A 19972-nucleotide genomic window follows, 5' to 3' on the forward strand; every position below is an offset into this window, starting at 1 on the left:
AATGGCTCCTGCTGCTGAAAGCTATAGAGTTAATTTTCCATTTGAAACATCATAAAATCACACTATTTTTGTAAGAAATTTGCATCCCTAAGCAAATAGGCTGCTGCCTCATTTGAAATATGCTTGCCGCTTTGAGCCTGCACTTCATTTATGAAGCTATTCAAGTTACCTTTTTCGAGTTTTTTCTGTAAGCTATTAGCAATTCCGCCGTTATCAATCCCGTTGTTACCGCTGAAGCGAGTTACCAATGCCATTAAAGAATCGATATTGGTGATGGTCTGGAATGTCACCGTCACACTTTGCGTATTCCCCGCCAGGTCACTCAATGTCACTGTAAGCGTGTGTGTGCCAAGCGCTAACGAATAGAGCGGAATCGTTGTTGCTTGCTGCACAGTCATGCCATCTAGTGTAACAGTTGTCAAGTTGTTATCCACTCCTGACAAATCATCGGTCACGTTAAATTGCAGCGTTAAATCCCCTGAATCGTTATAGCTATTACCATTAACAGGCGAAGAGATGGTAACGCTCGGCATGTGTGCGTCCAGATTGAACGAGATGTTCCGTGCTGTTTCCACGTTCCCCGCGTTGTCAACCGATCGATACATGATGATATAACTGCCATCTTGATTTATGGTTACCGGTGCCTGGTAAGTTTGCCAGTTAGCGCCTTCATCTACGCTGTATTCCATTGTGGCCACGCCTGATAAAGTATCTTCGGCAGCTAGGCTTACCGTCACCTCATCTACATACCACCCATTCTGTCCATCAGGAGAGGCAGCTGTCACTGCTGCTGTAATGACAGGTGCGGTTCTATCGATTTTGATTGTTACTGATTTCTGAGTTTCCTGATTGCCTGCAGCATCGATGCTGTAGTAATTGAGCTCATTCAAGCCTTCTTCATCAATTTGAACCGTATTTCCTTCTGCGAACAGACTACCATTTAGGCTGTAAAAGGTTTGCGCAACGCCACTGCCTTCATCCGTTGCTGTTAACTGGATCGTCTGTGCATCTTGATGCCAACCACTTTGCGCATCATCCGTCGTCACAGGCGAAGTAATATCCAATATGCGAACCGTCACTGTGGAGACATCTGAATTTACAACTCCATCATTTACGATGAAACTAAATGTATCTGTGCCAATCACATCAGGGTTTGGCGTATACGTAAACTCTCCAGTTGACGGATTCGTAACCACTGCCGTTCCTTGCGTACCATTGCTCACAATGCTGTAAGTCAGCGGATCTCCGTTTGCATCGCTTGCAGATAAAATGCCGCTAATAGCTCTATTTTGCGGAGTCGTCAATTCAGAGCTTACGCCAACAGGCTTACTATTGGCATCTTTGATACTGATATCATCAAAATACACGGTGTTCGGATTTCCAGACCAAAAATCTCCTATTCTTATCTTGTTGAAACTAGTCACGCCAGTCACGCCTGTCGGTGGTGTAATGAGTATCCCATCGATATACATATCCAGTTTCGTACCAGAGCTATAGTCCCACTTGAACTCATGCCAGCCTAGGCTTCTGTTTACGGTTGTTGCCGTAATTCCACCACTTAGTCGCAATGAATATTTAGTTGTCGAAGTCGGTGTATTAACCATGATTGCCCGATTCGTTACCCCATCATCCACAAACGCTGCCATTTGCATGTTCGTCTTGTTGAGATTGTCATAAAACCACATCGTAACCACTTTGTTGTAGCTAGTTTCGAAATTTTGAGTGATGTTATCAACATCTTCATTGACAATATAGCTGTTATTGCCGGAATGCTTCACTGCTGTAGAAGTCGATTTAGAACCTGCTGATGCTACCCAGTTACCCAATCCGTTTTCAAAGCCCTCCAATGCGTTTAAGGATTGATAAACAGGAGCTGTGGTTGTACTCTCTGCCAAACCAAACTCATCCACATAACCTCTCAATCCGCCGCCACCAGTTTTAGTTGCATATATGGTAGCACTGGTACTGTTTGACCCTGTTGTAAAGGAAAAATGGTCAGGACGACTTCCTGCACCGACAACGTTATTGCCAGCATTTATGGTACTTTTACTTAATGTCTTTGGAGTACCACTGTTATCAAATCCGCTAGCTCCCAATACAAGGCTGTCCGTAGCAGGATTAGGGTTAGAATTAAATAATGTAAAGTCACCGAAATAACAATTGATAGCCGTCGCTGGATTGGTGTTAGAAAATACCAAATAAACGTCATGCGTCCCTGCTACCGAAGAAAGCGGTATACTTCTTCTATAGAACCATTGACCATTTTGTGCTGTGTCTAAGTTCATTGTATCCGTGGCAACTAGAGTACCCGTAGTAGGGCTATCAATATACATTTTAATTGTACCGGTACTAGAATTAGCGACTGTACCAAAGTACACGGAGTTGTACAGCGCAGAGGACCCAAAATTAATTTGATTGAATTTTAGGGTAGTCGTCGTACCCGGAATGATGTAACTATTCATTGAACGGTATTTCGTATTCGTAACAGGTGTGCTTGCGGCGGTATCCATGGTGCTTGCCAATACCTGTTGTCCCATTACCTTACCCCAAACACTAACGTTATAAGTGGTGTTTGGTTTCAGCCCTGTAACCGTCTGGGAAATCTTATCTCCATCGTTCAGGACAACACCGTAAGAACCACTTCTTATCAAACCGCTGGTTCTAAAATCCCATCCGTTTTGTGTTACGATTTGAGGAGAGCCGGTGGTAGTCCAACCACTCATATCACCAGTAGGGAAACCGCCATTTACAAGCAATTGCTTGTAAGGAATATTATGAAGCTGGAAAGTTGGATTGATATTGGCAGCATTGGCTAAGTCGCTTCCCGCTTTCCATGTCACTCCGGGCTGAATAGCGCCCATGACAGGGTAAGTGGAAGTGAATCCGTCAGTAACACCGGGTAACACAACACTACGGTAGTCGTTCGGGTTCTTCAAAGCAAAATTGTTGCCAGCAGCATTTACAAACATAGGAGCAAGAGCTGAACTAGTACCTATGGTATTAAATTGTTCAAAGGAGCCACCTGAGGTCTGAGAGTTGTAAGTATTTGCCGCAAAAATATTGCCGACGACCGTGGTTCCGAAAGAGCCTGTTCCATCATAGGCAGCACCCCAGCTGCTAAGACTTGTAGGGCAGTTGTATACCGTATTATTTAACAAAATCATGCGTTCATTGGGGGTGTTGATTAGGAAACCCACACTAACGTTATAAACGATGTTGTTATAAACCGCGGCATTGAAGGACACATTATCGAAATAAATGCCTTCACCTGCAGTATCATGCACGGTATTGTGGTGGATCTCTGAGCTGCCAAAATCGCTGTTTGAGACGTAAAACACACCGCCGTCATAGGAAATCTTCATACAATCATGTATGTCATTGTACTGGAATATTGAACTGGTGAAAAAACCGCCAATGGCAGCACGTCCTCCGTTGTACACACTGTTATGACTAATCAGATGATTGTACCCATTAACGTTTATACCGTCGGCATAAAGTCCATAACGATTAAAATCGTGAATGTCATTATTAATCACATTGTTATCATGGCCTTTGACAATGATCCCAAATCCATACATATTTTTAATTTCACAATCGCGAACGGTGTTGTGGTCGCCATCCAATGTAAAGCCAGAAACAAAACCACCCAAAGTTGTATTAGCAGCAAAGGGTTGGTTAGTGGAATCGACCATTTCAATGGTAGCGCCCTTGAATGTGTTGGAGCTGGAATTCGCAAAGTTGATACCGGCAGAACGTATATTAATTCCACTGATGGTAATACCTGTACGACTGGATAAGTCGAAAACATACTCTCTACTCTTCGCCTCAATAGTCCCAGTATTTGGATCCGCTCCACCTGGTACAGATACATACAAATTTTTGTTCGCAACATCCTTGTACCATACTGCTGTAGGTACGCCACTTACCGGATTTGCCACATCATGAATCAATGCATTATAAGAGTTAGTGATATAAAAACCAAAACCTGGATTGCCGCTTTGTGGATAGTAACCGGAAGCCGTGTAAGGCCACTCAACCTGCAAGGTATTTCCGGTGTTACCCGTAATCTTTCCGGTGTACACCACGAATCCATTATTTACCGAGGAAACAAGCAAAGCCCCTTGCAAATCATTTGCTATTGTAGAAGGCACCGTGTACGAGCTACTAACCGCAACGCTGTTAAATTGTAAATTAGCTCCTCCGTTTGTTGCAACAGGACTGCTAGGATTGGATGTATATTTTGCGTATTTTGTCTTGTCAAACATCTTACTGTCCGGGATGTTAGGCCATCTTGCCGGACTCAACGATGTGGTATTCCCACTGGCATCCGTATAATAGACAATATTGCCATAACCGTTATTGTAATCCCAACCCATAGGTGCCGAATAGATGGCAGCATTTGTTGCTGTGGGCGTCCATCCAGTGACCAAATCACCTCCGGACAAGGTAACTTTGTCACCATTGTAGTTCTGAAACGTCACCCCATCACTTTTAGGTATGACTGTTTCACGGTAAACACCGGCCATAATTTTGACTTTGTCGCCAGAAACCGCAACATTGGCAGCTTTTTGGATCGTCTTAAAAGCTGCCAATGTGGACTGACCATTGTTAGAATCGTTTCCGTTCGTGCCATCAACATAGAAGTTTGTTTCCGTCGATGCAAAAGTTTTTGACGGTATCGATAAAACTGGTGTGCAAATCATTATCACCGCTAATACCAGGGCCATCCATTTATAAGTCTTAGTTGCACTTGCTTGAAGCATTCTCATTACCTCCTATTTGCAATTTGTAAGCGTTGTCATCGTCTAATAACAATAACTATATCCCTCTTGATTCGTGCTCTCAAAACGGAATTGACTTTCCATACAAAAAGGGGCATTACTTGCTCTGTTAACAAGCAATGCCCCCTTTCTTTCAAATGTTTACTTCAAATTATTATTTTGTTTTAAAGAATTCGTCGATTTGCTTTTGAAGTTCAGCTATTACTTTGTCTGAGCCTGCTTTTTTCATTTTGTCGATAAACTCCTTATACTTTGCATCAGAGTCAGCAACTGCCCCTGATTCTAGGACAAGAGCATTAACTGTACCTTGATACTCTTTAACAACAGCCGCAATTTGTGCAAGCTCTGTTTTAATTGGATCAAGAGTAGGCTTATAACCAAGTAGAGGAGAAATGGTAGCACCGGCATTGATATCCTTCCAAATTTGTGTAAAATTGGCTGGGTTAGCTTGCGTTTCGTAACTATTCGCCGTATTGCCAGAACCCCAGTTTTGTATACCATATTTAGCATCTGCAGTCCCTTGGCCTGAGTAACCGATTGTTTCAATTTTGTTATCGGAAATTTTCTTATAATGCTTGCCTTCAATTCCCCAAACAAGAAGGTTATACAATTCTTTACCCTTCACTGTATCTAATAAATTAATAAGCTGCATAGCGCGTTCTGGATTTTTGGATGTTCTTGGAATAGCTAAATTTGTGCTATCGGATAATGCAGAAATCGTATACTTCTCTTCCATAGGAATTACTTGAATCGGGAAGCCATATCGAGTACTATCCGTCTTTGATTGATCTTCAATGCTACCGATTAAAGAATGGAACCAAGCAATGTTACCGTCCGGCTTGCCTTCATCTTGACGTTGATTTTGCAAGCTCAATATATCTTTACGGATGTAACCTTTGGCATACCAGTCCGTCATTGTTTTAATAAACAGTTGCTCTTGCGGTGTGTCATACCAATTGATAACTTTTAAGCTTTTCGGGTCTTTCAAATCACCAACCAGTTTGAAAGGAGCGGTTGCTGAGATTAAAATATTGTGATGCTGCATACTTGTAAGTACATTCGGGCTAAATCCTTTGCGTAATTGGTTGTTCGCTTTTAATTTCTCCAGGTAGCCTTCGATGACAGCGAAAGACTCTTTGGAAACTGGACCATTCTTATAAAAGGTTTCCTGTGCTAGCTTCGGATCGATGTATCCTTTATCAATAAACTCTTTCGGTACACGCAGGGTTGGACGGCTATCTACAGCTTGCTGATAGTTTGGAATCGCATACAATTTACCGTTTACACGAGCGCGGTCCAATACCCAAGAAGGTATTTCTTTCTTAAGCTCAGGTGCGTATTTATCAACCAATGCATCCAACTCCATATAAGATCCTTTGTTGACCTCGCTTGGATAATCCAATGCATATCCTGTCCATGCAATATCAATCGGCTCTGCTGAAGCTGCCATCAGCTTCCATTTGTCAGCGTATTCCGCAGGAGTAACGGGTACGAATTCTACCTTTGTGTTTGGCAATAATGTTGCCAATTTCTTGTTAAACTCATCCCAAACCTCTTGTGCATCTGCTTGCTTACCTGGACTTAACTGCACAAACTTTAGTGTCACCGGCTTAGCTGCTTCTGTAGCTACAGGTGCAGGTGATGCATTGGTGTTTGTACTTGGTGTCTCGGTAGCAGTTTTACCGCAACCAGATAATATTAACGCTGTAGCCATACTAAGAACAATCGTCTTGCTAAACACACTTTTAAGCGTTTTCATTTGTTATCCCCCTAATGATCTGCTCGAATATTATATTATACAGTTATGGAACATAGCTACATGTCCATACTTGGTATAAATAGGTAATCAACCTTTTACAGCTCCAACCGTAAGTCCTTTTGAAAAATATTTTTGGAAGAATGGAAATACCATCAGAAGTGGTCCAGCTGCCACGATCGCCATTGCAAATCTAATTGATTCCGATGGCAGCTTATACAGATTTACATTCTCCATATTTAAGTTATACGTCATTGAAGTTTTAAGGAATTCCATTTCCATTAAGATTCGTTGCAGCAGAAATTGCAAGGTGTACAGCCTCTCATCACGTATATAAATTAAGGATGTAAACCAATCATTCCATTTGTCCAGTAGAACGAACAAAGCGATGGTCGCAAGAACTGGTTTAGACAGCGGAAGAATAATTTGCCAATAGACTCGAAACTCACTAGCCCCATCCATTTTGGCCGATTCAACCAGCGCATCCGGTAAGCCTTGAAAGAATGTACGTAAAATAATGATATAGAAAGCATTGGCAAGCGTCGGTAGAATATACACCAAGATCGTATTATTAATATGAAGATACTGGGTAATAAGAATATAGCTTGGAATCAGTCCGCCACCGAACAGCAAAGTGAAGAAAATAAAGAGGACAATGGGTCTGCGTAGCTTAAAATTTCTTCTAGACAGCGCATAAGCGCAAGTGGACATGACGATCAATCCACAAATCATTCCACCAACTGCCTGAACGGATGTTGTTAGATAGGCATATAGGATTTGCTGTGGCTTTCCGAATATAAGGCGATATGCCTCAAGATCAAACTCAACTGGGATTAACTTGTACCCATACTTCAACAATGATTCCTCATTGGAGAATGAGACAGCTATGACTAGAAGAAATGGAATGATAAACGCTAAACTGAACAGAATCATGAACAAATGAAGCAACGTATTACCAATATTAGCTCTGAATGACTTAGGCATTCTTAACCGCCTCCTACTTACTCATTTATACAAAATTAGAATAGAGCATTTTCCGGTCTTACTTTCGTTACAATCCAGTTACTGATCACGATTAGGATAAGTCCGACCACCGATTGGAACAATCCAACAGCAGCTGATATACCGAAGTCCCCTGCTCGTAATCCACGATATACGTAAGTGTCAATGACATCCGTTGTTGGATACAACACGCCGATATCCCTTGGTATTTGATAAAATAAGCCAAAATCTCCTCTAAACAGGTTACCAATCGCCAGAATGATAATGATAGTTAAAACAGGGCTAAGTGACGGAAGTGAAATAGCGAATATTTGTCTCATTTTTCCTGCACCATCAATTTTAGCCGCTTCAAACAATTCCGGGTCAACGCTCATTAAGGCTGCGTAATAAATGATGGAGCTTAATCCAACCGTCTTCCAAATTTCGACAGTGACGATAATATATGGCCAATACTTGGAATTGGAGTAAACATCTAGCGGCTCAAAACCGAAAAATTGGATCAGTTGGTTGAAATAACCTAATGAGGGATTGAATAACGTATACGTCATATACCCAACTAGTACCCATGATAAAAATTTCGGCATAATCATAGATGTTTGATAGAATTTCAATGCCAACTTCCCACGAACCTCAAATAACAAGAGTGCAACTGTGACAGCTGCTATATTTCCCAAGACGATAAATACACTAGCATAGCTTACTGTATTTCTAGTAATCCGCCATGCATCCATGGATGTGAAGAAGTATTCGAAATTTTTGAAACCGACCCAAGAACTCCCTAGAATGCCATCGCTATACTTATAATCTTTAAAAGCGAGTATGACACCGAACATCGGCGTATAGTGAAAAATGAGGTAATATAGAATTGCCGGTAAGGTTAGGGCAAATAATGCTATATTCTCTTTAACTAATCGTCTAAATGAATTACTCCTGAAAGACTTTGCAACTGTTTTTTCAGGCATCTTATTTATAACCGTATCTCTCATACTGTTTCCCCCTCTGCATACTTAAATTTTAAGTAATTGGCGTATAATTGAATAGGGAGTCAAATTAAAGATACGGTTACGAAGTTGCGCAATTCGACAAATCGAGGACACTAAAAGCAATAAAAGTCACTTTTTTCAACTCTTTAAGCGATTCCCTAATGAAAGACTCCTATAACCATGTCACGTTGAGCTATAATGGCTTGAGAACATCGAGAGGATGAAGTTCCATGTACAAGCTTGTTCTGGTTGACGACGAAGAAATTGTTCGCAGGGGATTGAAGTATTTCCTGGATTGGGAATCACTTGGATTTCAAATCGTTGCCGATTTCGAGGATGGCAAAGAAGCCATCGAGTACTTAAAAACCCATGAGGTTGATCTAGTTCTAACCGATATTCGTATGGCAGAGATCAATGGTCTCCAGTTAGCCAAGCATATTTACGAGCAATCCCCCCATATTCGCGTCATTATCATTAGTGGCTACAAGGACTTCGACTATGCGCAGCAAGCCATTCAATATAATGTAGAGCATTATTTGTTAAAACCTACGAAATACGATGAAATTACAGAAGTGTTTCAGGCTTTGAAACAAAAGATGGACAAACTAAAAACTCAATATATGAATCAGCAGCAGCAATCCGTTCGCTTCCATGAATTGCTTCCTCTATTAAAAGAACAATTTTATACGGACCTAGTGATGGGGGCGTTACGGAATACGGAGGAGCTTAATAAAAGAATCAACTTGTTATCCCTTTCACTAGATCCTGCCCATTGCCCCTGCGCTTTAGTTGAACTGGAGCTGTGTGAGCCCGAGAAGCTTTCCATGAAACGAGAAAAACTTACCTACTCCTTAAAAAGTATTTTCCATGCGGAGAATGCCAATTTCTTGTATAAAGCTGTTTTCAATGATTATCAGGGTCTGAAATTAATTGCCTTTCCAAACCATTTACTTAGCCAAGAAATGCTTCGCGAGCAGCTAATTGTGGAACTTAATGCAATCATTTCCCATATTCAGAACAACTTTGATATTGTGATTCGATATCACTTGACTGCTACGTTCAGTACGCTTATTGAATTGGCTCAATTTAGTGAACCTCTAAAGCTCGTTTATGAAGAAACGCGAGGTAAAGATCGGCTAGCACCAGTGGAATATGAGAAGCTGCTGGAGAAGTACAAGCTATTCTTAGCGAATGTAACAGATGACCAAAAAGAGGAAACCATGAGTTTACTCGACCGATTCCTGGATGAGTTTCGCGATTTGCCTGTCTCATTTGTGCATCGGTTGATTATGGACCTGTTTGCCATGGTATTTCGCTCTTACTCCGATCGGGGACTGCTGGGGAAAACACCTCATGAGACAGCTCACAATTACCATGCTGTCATTGAGATCAATGACTTGGAGGACATACGGAAATGGGCCAAGCAGTACATTAGCGATCTCATGGTTCTCAATGTGACTTCCAAAGAGACCAATGCGAAGCTGATCGTGGACGCTGCACAAAAGTATATCCTTCATAACTTTCATAAGGATTTGTCACTCGAAGAGGTCGCTAATCACGTTTTCTTAAATCACATTTACTTTAGCCGAATCTTCAAACAAACCACGGGAACCAATTATATTGATTATTTAACGCAACTCCGCATTCAGAAAGCGATTGAATTGTTGGAATCCCGCCAATATAAAATTCATGAAATTACGGAAAAAGTAGGTTACGTCAATAGTAAGTACTTTACTCGCTTGTTTAAGCAAGCCACCGGAGTCAGTCCGAAGGATTATATTCGTCAAATAAGCCTGCAGGATAAAGGTGTTAACCATGAAAACAAACCATAATTTAATTCAAGCCGTACGTATGTACAAGTTCCAGAGTCTCTTTATTAAGAGCTTAATTCTCATTTTCCTGCTGGTTATCGTTCCGTTCACCTGTTTGAGCGTCGTTATGTATTTTCAGATGAATAAGGCTATAGAAACGGAAGTAAGCGGAGTTAACATGAACTCCCTATACCGCGTGAAGGATAGTATCGATACTATTTTCAAGCAAATGGAACATGTTTCATTGGAGATGATTTTTCAAGATGATGTATCGGCCTTCATGTTAACAGATTTCACCAATAACAATCTTACGCCCAAAATGAAATCCATTCATGATAAGATCTCGATGTACACACGTTCCTTTAAGTATATAGATTCCTTATATGTGTTCTCTGAGAGAAATCAGTACATGCTCTCAAATCGATTAGACTCTACGCTACAAGAGTTCGATGACAAGAGCTGGTCCAGTAATGTCTATCAAAAAATCGACAGTAACATGTCCTACCGTGATCTTCGTAAACGGAATGATATTTATCCGTTCTACATCTCCTTTACGAGGCCTGCCTATCTTTATGAGAACAAGATTGGTGCGGTGACCGCTAATATTGATATTGAAGAGCTTCGCACCTTTTTAAATCAAACAACGGAACAATTCGAAAACACTTATATCGTCGATGGAGATGTCGTCTTATACAGCCTCAATCGCAATGAGTTCATGTCCAATATTCATGACGTTGAACTACTCAATGCGGCAGATGCCCTTACCGATATTCGTGGGCCTCATTCTTCCATTAAATCCATTCATGGACAAAAATATATTGTTTCCGTGCTCCCTTCAGAGGATAAAGGGCTAACCTATGTATCGCTGTTACCGCTAAAAAATTACGAGAAAAAAATGCAAGATCTTCGTGCCTTTTTGTATGTGTTTTTTGGCGTTGGCACGATCATTGTCTTGATTGTTTCGTTAGTGATCTCCATCAAGACATTCTCACCGGTTAATCAAATCATGTCTATGATTGAAGACCAGGAAAAGGTAGAGCCTTTGATGGCCTCCAGTGAGAAAAGCAAATGGAACGAGGTAAGAACGATCACCAGTTCGATCTTCAGGACCTTAGATGCGAAGAAGGGCTTAGAACAAGAGCTGCAGCTGCGTATGCACTCCTTACGGAAGGCGCAAACGATCGCTTTACAGAATCAGACTACGCCACATTTCTTATACAACACCTTGGAAACCATTAAATATCTGGCTATCGAGTTAACGAAAGGCCACAATTCCGTGTCTCATATGGTAACTGCGCTCTCTGATCTGTTACGCCGCAGTCTAGATACAGACAATCCATTAACCGATATTCGGGATGAAATACAGCATGCCAAGCAATATGTGGAGATCATGCAGGCCAGGTATCCGAACAAATTCGATGTCGTATGGCAAATCCAAGAAAGTCTTCTTACTTGCCAGATCTTAAAGATTTCCATTCAGCCGTTATTGGAAAATGCATTTCAGCACGGTATTATTCCCACTCGAAACCCAGGACAGATTATTATTACGGGGCTGCGCACGTCGGATGGCATTGTGATCACCGTTTCCGATAATGGCACAGGGATACCTGACGCTCAGCTGAAGAAGCTTCAACAAAGCATGTCTAGCGGGGTTAATTTGGAGGAAAAACATATTGGGTTGAAAAACTTAAACCAACGAATTAAATTACTGTTTGGGGATGCGTACGGAGTGTTCCTTACAAGAAATCTACACAAGGGTACAGCGGTGTTCATTGTTATTCCGGAACATATAGATGTTGATGAAATCGAATAAGAGCTTAAAATCGCAACTGCCGGTTAAGAGTCACTTGACTCATAACCGGCAGTTGTCACATTAGCCGCTCCATTTTACGCCAAAATTGCTTCTCATCCGGTGCTTCTTTCCAAGGCTCGAAATGTGGCAGCATCACCTCATGCCAATTGTCCGGAGAATGTTTGGTTGTTAGTAATCCTTGGCGTTTCCTTGTACTGATCCTAGAAGGTAACTCGTGATAGGAGAATAAAAACCTGCCAAAAGAACCGATCATATAAGTTGAATTAAAGCTATCTGGGGACTCTTCCTGCTTCTGATAATGATAAAAGATATAGCTCGAAGCCATTTCTGGTTTCAATCTGGCTATTGAGCCAACCCGCTCCTCGACCGATCGGCTGCCGCTCCAGAAATCCGTGTTTTCTGACAACCCGTCGTGAAAAACGTCTATCATGGGGATCGCTAGCCTGTGCATCGTCTCACTAGAATAGACATCATGATCAGGTTCAGTTGGCCACTTCTCTAAGTATCGGTCGAAAGAAACTGGCCAATCCCAAACTTGAACACGCGAGCCACCTGATACCTCGGCATAGACGCAAACATACAGATCGCAAGCGAAAACCGAGACATTCGATAGTCCTAACGCTGCCCATTCTTTATGCAGCGCATGTGTATCTGCCTTGACGAATTGCTGGAATTCGTTCTCCATCCCTTTGCGAAGTTGAGAGTAATAGAGGTGTCTATGCATCAGGCTTCGCTATCCTCATTGCCAAAATAGAATACTTTCGCATTGTGCATGCGTACATTTGCACGCTCCTCATCGCTCCATTGTTTAGGCAGCAACTGCTCGAAGAATTGAACAACATTGTTATAGGTACCTGCCATCAAAGCTACCGGCCAGTCACTACCGAACATGATGCGATTAGGCCCAAATCGCTCCGCAGTGTGACGGATATAAGGTGCTAACAGATGTGGATTCATTCCGCCAGCCGGTGTGATCATACCCGACCATTTACAATACACATTAGGAAATGCGGATAACTCATCGATGTATGCCGACCATTGCTCGATTTCACCAGTACGAATAGGCGGACCGCCTAGATGGTTAATAACCGCCTTTAAGTTAGGCACGGACTTTAAGTATTTAATTACGGTTGGCATATTTTCCGGTCCGATCAGCAGGTCGATGGGAAAAGCATCTTCCTCCAATAGACGAAGATGCTTTAGCAAGCGATCCGACACTTGCTCTGTGTTCGGCACGAAGACGGAACGGTCCAACCTGATCCCAACAAATTGCAGATTGTTACGTAAACGTCTATATTCATCAGCGAATGAATCTGCGAAAGGATCAAGCCAACCAACGACACCGAGGATTCGCTCATTTTCACCTGCCAGCTCAAGTAAATATTCCGTCTCAGCAATTGTAGGTGCCGCCTGTACGGCGATAATTCCACGTAAAGCATTAGCATCTTCAAGACCAAACAGATCTGATGGTACATAATTTTGGTAAAGAACTGGATTGCTAGGTGTAAGCCAATGATAATCGCCACGCTCCAGCCTCCAGAAGTGGACATGGCTATCGAGATAGGCATGGTTAACATCACTTGTAAATGATTGACGAATAGATGTCATGGATTACATACACTCCTCATTCTTACTCCTATACTTGGTTACGGCCTCGGATAAACTTAGCCGTCCCCCCTGCCACTTCTGCACTCCATGGCGTCTCATAGGTCGGTTGATTCATATAGCGTTTCATATGAAGCTTCAATTGAATGCCTGCTCCTGGAGCAAGGGTAACCGGTAACCATTTCCCATCGAGCTCTCCCTCGCCAATCTTTTGACCGCTTTGATTAAAGCTCTCCATATAGGTAAACTGGTGCTCACCGAAGCTGCCCGCTTGTACGATCACTTCACGTTCCTTGAACGCTGATAGATTCACAAATGTTAGGGTTACAAACTCATCACCAAGCGATTCCACCAAAGCACCGACGTCCTCTGGAAGACCGCATCGTTTAAGGGCGGCATCGAAATAACGTACTCTGGCATGCTGTAAGCCACCGTGGGAAATGTGCATGGGAGCGCCTAGCATCATTTGCAGTAATCCTTCGAAATAGACAGGTGAATATTCCTGCCACATATGAATACTATAGGGTGAATCCCAATCCCAGCTGGTAGGATCGCCCTCTGGAGATCGAAGCTTCTCCAATTGGATCGCGATCATCTCCAGATTCTGCTGCAAAATCCGCTCTGGATAGTCAGGGAATTGCCCTCGCATATATAAGTACCAAGGTACTGTATTAGCAATAAAATGTTTTGTTTCCTTACGGGTTACTGGATTTCTGCCTGAGATGGTGGGCATATCAATCAATCGAAAATGGTCTTCATAGGGAATACGGTCAACACGTGCCGCATCTTCCTCGGCCATCGATATCGTCCATAAATAAATCGGGTAGGTTGGAACTTGGATTCGGAAGTCCGTCCAGCCGGCATCAAAATGCTTATTCGGAACGTGCCATTTTCCATTGATTTCTTTCCCTAGATCCCAATTACGGTCCAATTGTGAACGTGCCAAATCTAACTTACTCCGATCTCCTGTCAGTAGTACAGCGTTCATGCCAGCATTTGTGAGCGGTTCAATGATGGACATAAAACCGTGCGGCCAACGGTAGCCGTAGTAACCACCCCACCATTTGCCATCGTTGTACTCTCCAATAATGTCGCTTAATCCCACGTTGTCTGGTGTCAAACCGTCGTTACGCAGTGTGCGCTCTTCCCAAGCGGCCAAGTACTCCAGCACCCACTGTCGATACTTTTCATCGCCTGTGTACATGAAAGCATTCGTAATCAACCCCGTTGCGTTCAAATTAAGCGGGACGTCTCCCTTCGCTTTCCGTTCGTTCATTCTGCTTATGATTTCTCGGTAGATGTTATCATCTGACCATTTACACTTACCGCTTGCGAAGTCAACACCAGGAATATCCTCGAATGGTGCCAAATAATCATCGAGCACACCTCGATGTGTGACCCAGTCCTCTTCTGTCATCTGAAAGCGCGGTCCCTTGCTGCCCGTAATTGGTGAGCGCATCAGCTTTCGTTCTGCATCATAGTTCGGTATTTCCGGATTCTTACCGGTATATAACTCGGCAAACTTGACCGCTCGCTGACTATTCTTCAGCAAATGCGGATCGGACAAGCCAAGGAAATAGAGATATAAGGAGCCCTCGCCATGGTGCATCCAGTCATAGTAAGCATCAAATTCGTTATGAATCTGACCATATTCCGTCCATTGCCAAGTAATCGCATCATACATGAGGCGGGACAAGCGTAGAATCTCCTCATTGCCCCCGAGTGCGTAAAGCAGAGATAAATTCATGAACGCTTCATAAGGATCATCCGATCCGTCCATCCCTGGCCAATCTTCACGCCAAACGATCGTTCCATCTTCCCGCGTATAACGACGTACATATTCAACCACTGCCTCGTTCAGTGTATCAATTAACTTCCGCTCCGTAAGCGCCCAAGTTGGCGCTGTCCACGAGTCCCGTGCATAGATGGCACTGGTTCTGGGATTGGATTTGTTTGTCTGTGTCATTGATTGCTTCCCCCTACCAGAATGTATCTTGTACGCCGCGCAGCTTACAAACGGCTTCTGCGAAGAAATAGTCCCCGTAGATCATCGGTACGTTCACGTGAGTTTTCTTAGGTCGATTGGCAGTACCCATCAGAAGAATCGCTTCCTCGTTCGGATCATCCCAAGCTGTGTATTTTTCATTTAATTTAAAAATCAGCTTCTCTGCTGCACTTCGATATAGCTCAGACTCGCTCTTCGGCACCAACAAACTCAACTCCAGCATGCCGCTGGCTGCGCAAGCTGTCGCGCTTGAGTCCATTGCCATTCCTTCTTCCCAAGGGGCTCGGAAATCCCATGGCGGTAATCCATCTTCGGAAACATTGGCCAGGAAAAAATGCGCTGAACGCTTAGCTGCATCGATATAACGTTGATCTCCCGTGTAGCGTGCGCTTAGTGCCATGCCGTATAACGCCCATGCGGTTCCGCGGGACCATGCTGAATCCGGCGAGTAGCCTTGTCCCCCCAGCGCTTCTTGTCTCTCTCCAGTCTCTGGATTGAAGCACACAATATGGTGAGAAGAGCCATCCGGACGAAGAAATGCACGCAACGTCGTATCCGCATGAAGAGCCGCCACGTGCCGAAAACGAGGGTCGCCCGACTCCTGACTTGCCCAATATAGCAGCGGCAGATTCATCATACAGTCAATAATTGCCCAACCAACCCGCTCCGGTTGGTTCCAAGCGCGAATAAACTGGCCTTTCGCATTGTAACGCCCAACTAGATGACTGGCTGCCGTCATGGCTCTCCGCTTCGAAATTTCACTACCAAGCAGCTTATACTGCGCCACGGAAGATAAGCTCCACATAAAGCCTACGTCATGATGCAGGGGATAAAAGTCGGTAAGCACTGGATCCATCAAGGCTTCGATCTGTGCTGCTGTATCTTTGAGCTGATCTTCCTTGGACTCGCGATAAATCAGCCACAGAAGGCCTGGCCAGAACCCATTCGTCCACCAATCTGCTTGCTCACTCTTATATTTCCCATTGTATGATATATATGGAAAATCAGCGCCGACGGAATGACTCATTCGTTCCACTTTGCCGATGATGTTATCCCAAACTTGGTCTAGCCATGATGCACGCGTTGCATCCGTTCCAATGCTTGCATTTACATTAGACATTCTTCAACATCCTCCTATTACCATGTTATTGGCTGACCTGGAAATAAAGTAAGCAATCGATCTAATTCATCCTGAGGTAAGCCAACTCCATCGCTATAGCTTGCATTAAGGGCAAGTGAGCATAACGAAGTCGTTCCAGTTAATGTTACTGTAATGTCCGGACTAGAAAGGCTAAACCGCATAGCAGGCTCAATCAACCCTTTGGGCTCCGTCTTCCGTAAGAAGGCTATCTCTTGGATTCGACGCTCCGCTTCTTTAACTAGAGGCGAATCTTTCTTAATAAATGGTGCTGGATTATCCGCAAGAAGCCCCATTCCGAGAACGCTTCCATTAATAACGGATACGCCATGCTCTCGGGCAGTCGGCAGAAGCTCATCCATGGCCGTATAATCGATAAGCATATAACGACAGAACGTCTGTATCGAATCGATATGTCCTGATCGAATAAATGGTAGCAACAGAGACGGATCAAATGCATTGACCCCAATGGCGCGAACCTTTCCCTGCTCCTTCAGTTTAAGAAAGGCGGGGATCGTTTCGTTCATTCCAATTTCCGTGTTCGACTCGGAAAGCTCGTGCATTTGAATGAGATCCAGATAATCTGTCCCTAGGCGCTTAAGACTCTCCTCCACAGAACGAATCGTATTGTCGTACGAATAGGACTCACCCCGCATAACAGCTTTGCTCGCAAGAAATACTTTCTCCCTCTTGCCCTGCAGCGCTTTCCCAATACGGCGTTCGCTTTCTCCTCTTCCATATAACGGTGCTGTATCGATAAAGTTGACCCCGAGCTCTAAGGCCCGATCGATCACCTCAGTTACTTGTTCATCCGTGACCGGACCGTAATCCCCGCCAAGCGGAGCGCCCCCAAGACCTAGCTTCGAAACTCGAACTCCCGTTTTGCCAAATGTGGTATATTCCACTATGTTCACATCCTTATTTGTCTTCGTTAACTGATACTGATATTCCTATTATAAGGCACAAGGTCATTTTTTAGTTTTGCTGGTTGACACCGAAATGTTGTTATTTTGCACAACCCATTGATGTTATATAGATTACTACTAGTTTGTGAACGTTTTCTTTGTTACTTTTTTCGATTCCTTATATGTTGCAAACCTTATATATGGTGGATACATCCTAGATAAAAAACCTCTTTATTCACAAAAGAGACATTGTCTCCTATTGTAATGAAGAGGTTTAACTAATCAATTCGTTTCTTAACTTGCTTGGATTTACTCCGAAACGCGAATGAAATAATTTTGCGAAATGGTTGTAATTCTGAAAACCAACGTCTAATGAAACCTCTGACGCGGTTCGATTTGTATGTTGTAACAGAAGAGCAGCTTGATCTAGTCGCATTCGGTTCAATGTTTCTATGATAGAAAATCCGGTGTTTTCTTTGAAGAGATGGGAAAGCCGGGATGATGAGACGCCGATTATTTTAGCTACTACTTCAATTTTAATGGTTTCTCGCATTCTTTCTGAGAGAAGATTGAGTGTCTCTTGGACACGAGGGTCCGTTTTTTTGGATTGATTGACAGTCAAAAGGAGTAGGATATCACTTAGTGCATTCTTGCAAAGCTCATGCCATAAAACATTGCGTTCGCGAGAATCAGCTATGACTTTCTTGACGGCACGATATATACGCTTACGTGTGGAATCTGTATTAATGGTTTGGATAATCAAATCTTCTAAAGGCAACAAATGGGCTTCAAACAATTGAGATGAAAAATGAGCCCATACAAAATTCCAGGTTTGTCCATGGGATGTACCATATTGATGAGGTACTCCCGGTCTTAAGAGAACAACTTGGTTTGGACTACAATAGATTGTCTTACCATTGACACTGAAATACCCTTGACCCCCTAGCGTATACGTGAGCAGCCAGTCCTTCATACCTTGTGGTCACTTGGTAGAATAGGTGTCCGTTTCATTGAAATGGTCAGCGATGATAATGCCTGGTTCTATATTTTGGTATTTGGGATGTTCCACCGATGATTGAAACATTGGATTTCAGCTCCTCCAATCATTCATCTGATAATAGCAGCATTTATACAACTACATAGTAGACGATTTATATTATTTAAACAATTAGCACCAAAAATAATCTTCATAATAGCAGGATTACATGAAAAAAAAGCAAGATTATTACTTCTTTCTATATGAAATTCAACATACACTATAGATTGTGAGATGGATGTCACTTACAATCCCTATGAACGTCGAGAAAAGAGGTGAGAAACATGAACAATCAATTAGAGGTTCAAATGTCTTGGTGGGCGATGGATAATCTAGATGTTTTTGAAGGAAACACATTGTCTGACGAAGAGAAAATAACCTTAATCGCTAGCAATGGTTTTGACGGCATTAATGGATTCCTTCCTGCACCCGAGAAAGCTGATTACTGGAAACATCTATTGGACAAGTATCGCCTTTCGTTTAGTGTAAACGCTTACCCTAAATCGTACGAGGATCTAGCTGACTTCCTAGAAAGAGCAAAAGCCTTTGGCGGTATTGGATTTATTAATGCACAAGTCATGCAACCATTCATGACAGGTCAATCTGCCATTCAGCTCTTGAAGGGAATTGAGCAACTGTCTAAAGATGCGGGAATTCCTGTTTTCATTGAAACACATAGGGGTACTATTACCCAAGATTTAATACGTACCGTTGAATACGTTAGAGAACTAAAGTCTCTACCTTTAACAATCGACTTTTCCCATTACATCGTCGCTGGGGAACTGCATACTGTTTCTCAAGAAGCGGACGAGTTACTTCTTTCATTACTTTCGAACACTTCTAGCATACATACACGAATATCGAACGGAGAGCAAATACAAATTGACCCTGGTGAGGAACAAAATCATCCCATGTTCTCCCATTTTATTAAATGGTGGCAATTGGGAATGAAAAATTGGCTGCTTCAGGCTAATACAAATGATGTATTCCCAGTCGTAATTGAACTAGGTCCTCCCCCTTATGCAATAACAACGAATGAAGCAAGCGGGAGGAACAAAGAGATTAGTGACCGATGGCAGCAGTCTCTGTACTTGCAGCGCGTAGTAAGAGATCTATGGAGCACGATCACACCCTAAT

At 42.9% G+C, this 19972-nt stretch carries 13 protein-coding genes; 3 read left to right on the forward strand and 10 right to left on the reverse strand.

The window, feature by feature from the left end:
• Positions 1 to 62: 62 nt before the first annotated feature.
• From QFZ78_RS11495 to QFZ78_RS11510, 4 genes are all read right to left on the reverse strand, one after another.
• Positions 63 to 4763 carry an OmpL47-type beta-barrel domain-containing protein gene (locus tag QFZ78_RS11495; RefSeq protein WP_307547546.1) on the reverse strand — a complete coding sequence of 1567 codons (4701 nt, stop codon included), beginning with the start codon at positions 4761 to 4763 and terminating at the stop codon, positions 63 to 65.
• Between the two features lie 172 nt (positions 4764 to 4935).
• On the reverse strand, positions 4936 to 6540 hold the full coding sequence (locus QFZ78_RS11500; RefSeq protein ID WP_307547548.1) for an ABC transporter substrate-binding protein: 1605 nt from the start codon (positions 6538 to 6540) through the stop codon (positions 4936 to 4938).
• Positions 6541 to 6627: 87 nt separating this feature from the next.
• A complete protein-coding gene (locus QFZ78_RS11505) occupies positions 6628 to 7521 on the reverse strand; it encodes a carbohydrate ABC transporter permease (RefSeq protein WP_307547549.1) in 894 nt (297 codons plus the stop codon).
• A 35-nt stretch (positions 7522 to 7556) separates the two neighbouring features.
• Positions 7557 to 8525 (reverse strand): ABC transporter permease, encoded by a 969-nt coding sequence (locus tag QFZ78_RS11510; RefSeq protein ID WP_307547551.1) that lies wholly within the window; start codon positions 8523 to 8525, stop codon positions 7557 to 7559.
• 227 nt (positions 8526 to 8752) lie between these two features.
• On the opposite strand from QFZ78_RS11510, the gene QFZ78_RS11515 reads away from it, so the two are divergent.
• Together QFZ78_RS11515 and QFZ78_RS11520 are read left to right on the forward strand one after the other, a co-directional pair.
• Positions 8753 to 10354: a response regulator transcription factor gene (locus QFZ78_RS11515; RefSeq protein WP_307547553.1), complete on the forward strand. Its 1602-nt coding sequence runs from the start codon at positions 8753 to 8755 to the stop codon at positions 10352 to 10354.
• A complete protein-coding gene (locus tag QFZ78_RS11520) occupies positions 10338 to 12146 on the forward strand; it encodes a sensor histidine kinase (RefSeq protein ID WP_307547555.1) in 1809 nt (602 codons plus the stop codon). Before QFZ78_RS11515 ends, QFZ78_RS11520 begins: the two co-directional genes overlap by 17 nt.
• 55 nt (positions 12147 to 12201) lie before the next feature.
• Here the strand turns inward: QFZ78_RS11520 and QFZ78_RS11525 are convergent, their stop codons facing one another.
• The 6 genes from QFZ78_RS11525 to QFZ78_RS11550 all read right to left on the reverse strand — a co-directional run bounded on the left by QFZ78_RS11525 (position 12202) and on the right by QFZ78_RS11550 (position 18772).
• Positions 12202 to 12870 carry a hypothetical protein gene (locus tag QFZ78_RS11525; protein WP_307547557.1) on the reverse strand — a complete coding sequence of 223 codons (669 nt, stop codon included), beginning with the start codon at positions 12868 to 12870 and terminating at the stop codon, positions 12202 to 12204.
• Positions 12870 to 13754: an amidohydrolase family protein gene (locus QFZ78_RS11530; protein ID WP_307547559.1), complete on the reverse strand. Its 885-nt coding sequence runs from the start codon at positions 13752 to 13754 to the stop codon at positions 12870 to 12872. The genes QFZ78_RS11525 and QFZ78_RS11530 overlap by 1 nt, the downstream gene beginning before the upstream one ends.
• 28 nt (positions 13755 to 13782) lie before the next feature.
• The gene (locus tag QFZ78_RS11535; RefSeq protein ID WP_307547560.1) at positions 13783 to 15717 is read right to left on the reverse strand and encodes a DUF8034 domain-containing protein; all 1935 of its coding nucleotides are present in this window, start codon (positions 15715 to 15717) and stop codon (positions 13783 to 13785) included.
• A gap of 13 nt (positions 15718 to 15730) precedes the next feature.
• Positions 15731 to 16876, reverse strand: coding sequence for a glycoside hydrolase family 88 protein (locus QFZ78_RS11540; RefSeq protein ID WP_307547562.1), 1146 nt, complete (start codon positions 16874 to 16876; stop codon positions 15731 to 15733).
• 17 nt (positions 16877 to 16893) lie between these two features.
• A complete protein-coding gene (locus tag QFZ78_RS11545) occupies positions 16894 to 17799 on the reverse strand; it encodes an aldo/keto reductase (RefSeq protein WP_307547564.1) in 906 nt (301 codons plus the stop codon).
• A gap of 274 nt (positions 17800 to 18073) precedes the next feature.
• Positions 18074 to 18772: a helix-turn-helix domain-containing protein gene (locus tag QFZ78_RS11550; RefSeq protein WP_307547565.1), complete on the reverse strand. Its 699-nt coding sequence runs from the start codon at positions 18770 to 18772 to the stop codon at positions 18074 to 18076.
• 347 nt (positions 18773 to 19119) lie between these two features.
• Here QFZ78_RS11550 and QFZ78_RS11555 point away from each other — a divergent pair, with 347 nt between their 5' ends.
• Positions 19120 to 19971: a sugar phosphate isomerase/epimerase family protein gene (locus QFZ78_RS11555; RefSeq protein ID WP_307547566.1), complete on the forward strand. Its 852-nt coding sequence runs from the start codon at positions 19120 to 19122 to the stop codon at positions 19969 to 19971.
• Position 19972: the final 1 nt, after the last annotated feature.

Origin of the sequence: Paenibacillus sp. V4I5, from assembly GCF_030817255.1 — a bacterium.
Lineage (GTDB): Bacteria > Bacillota > Bacilli > Paenibacillales > NBRC-103111 > Paenibacillus_E.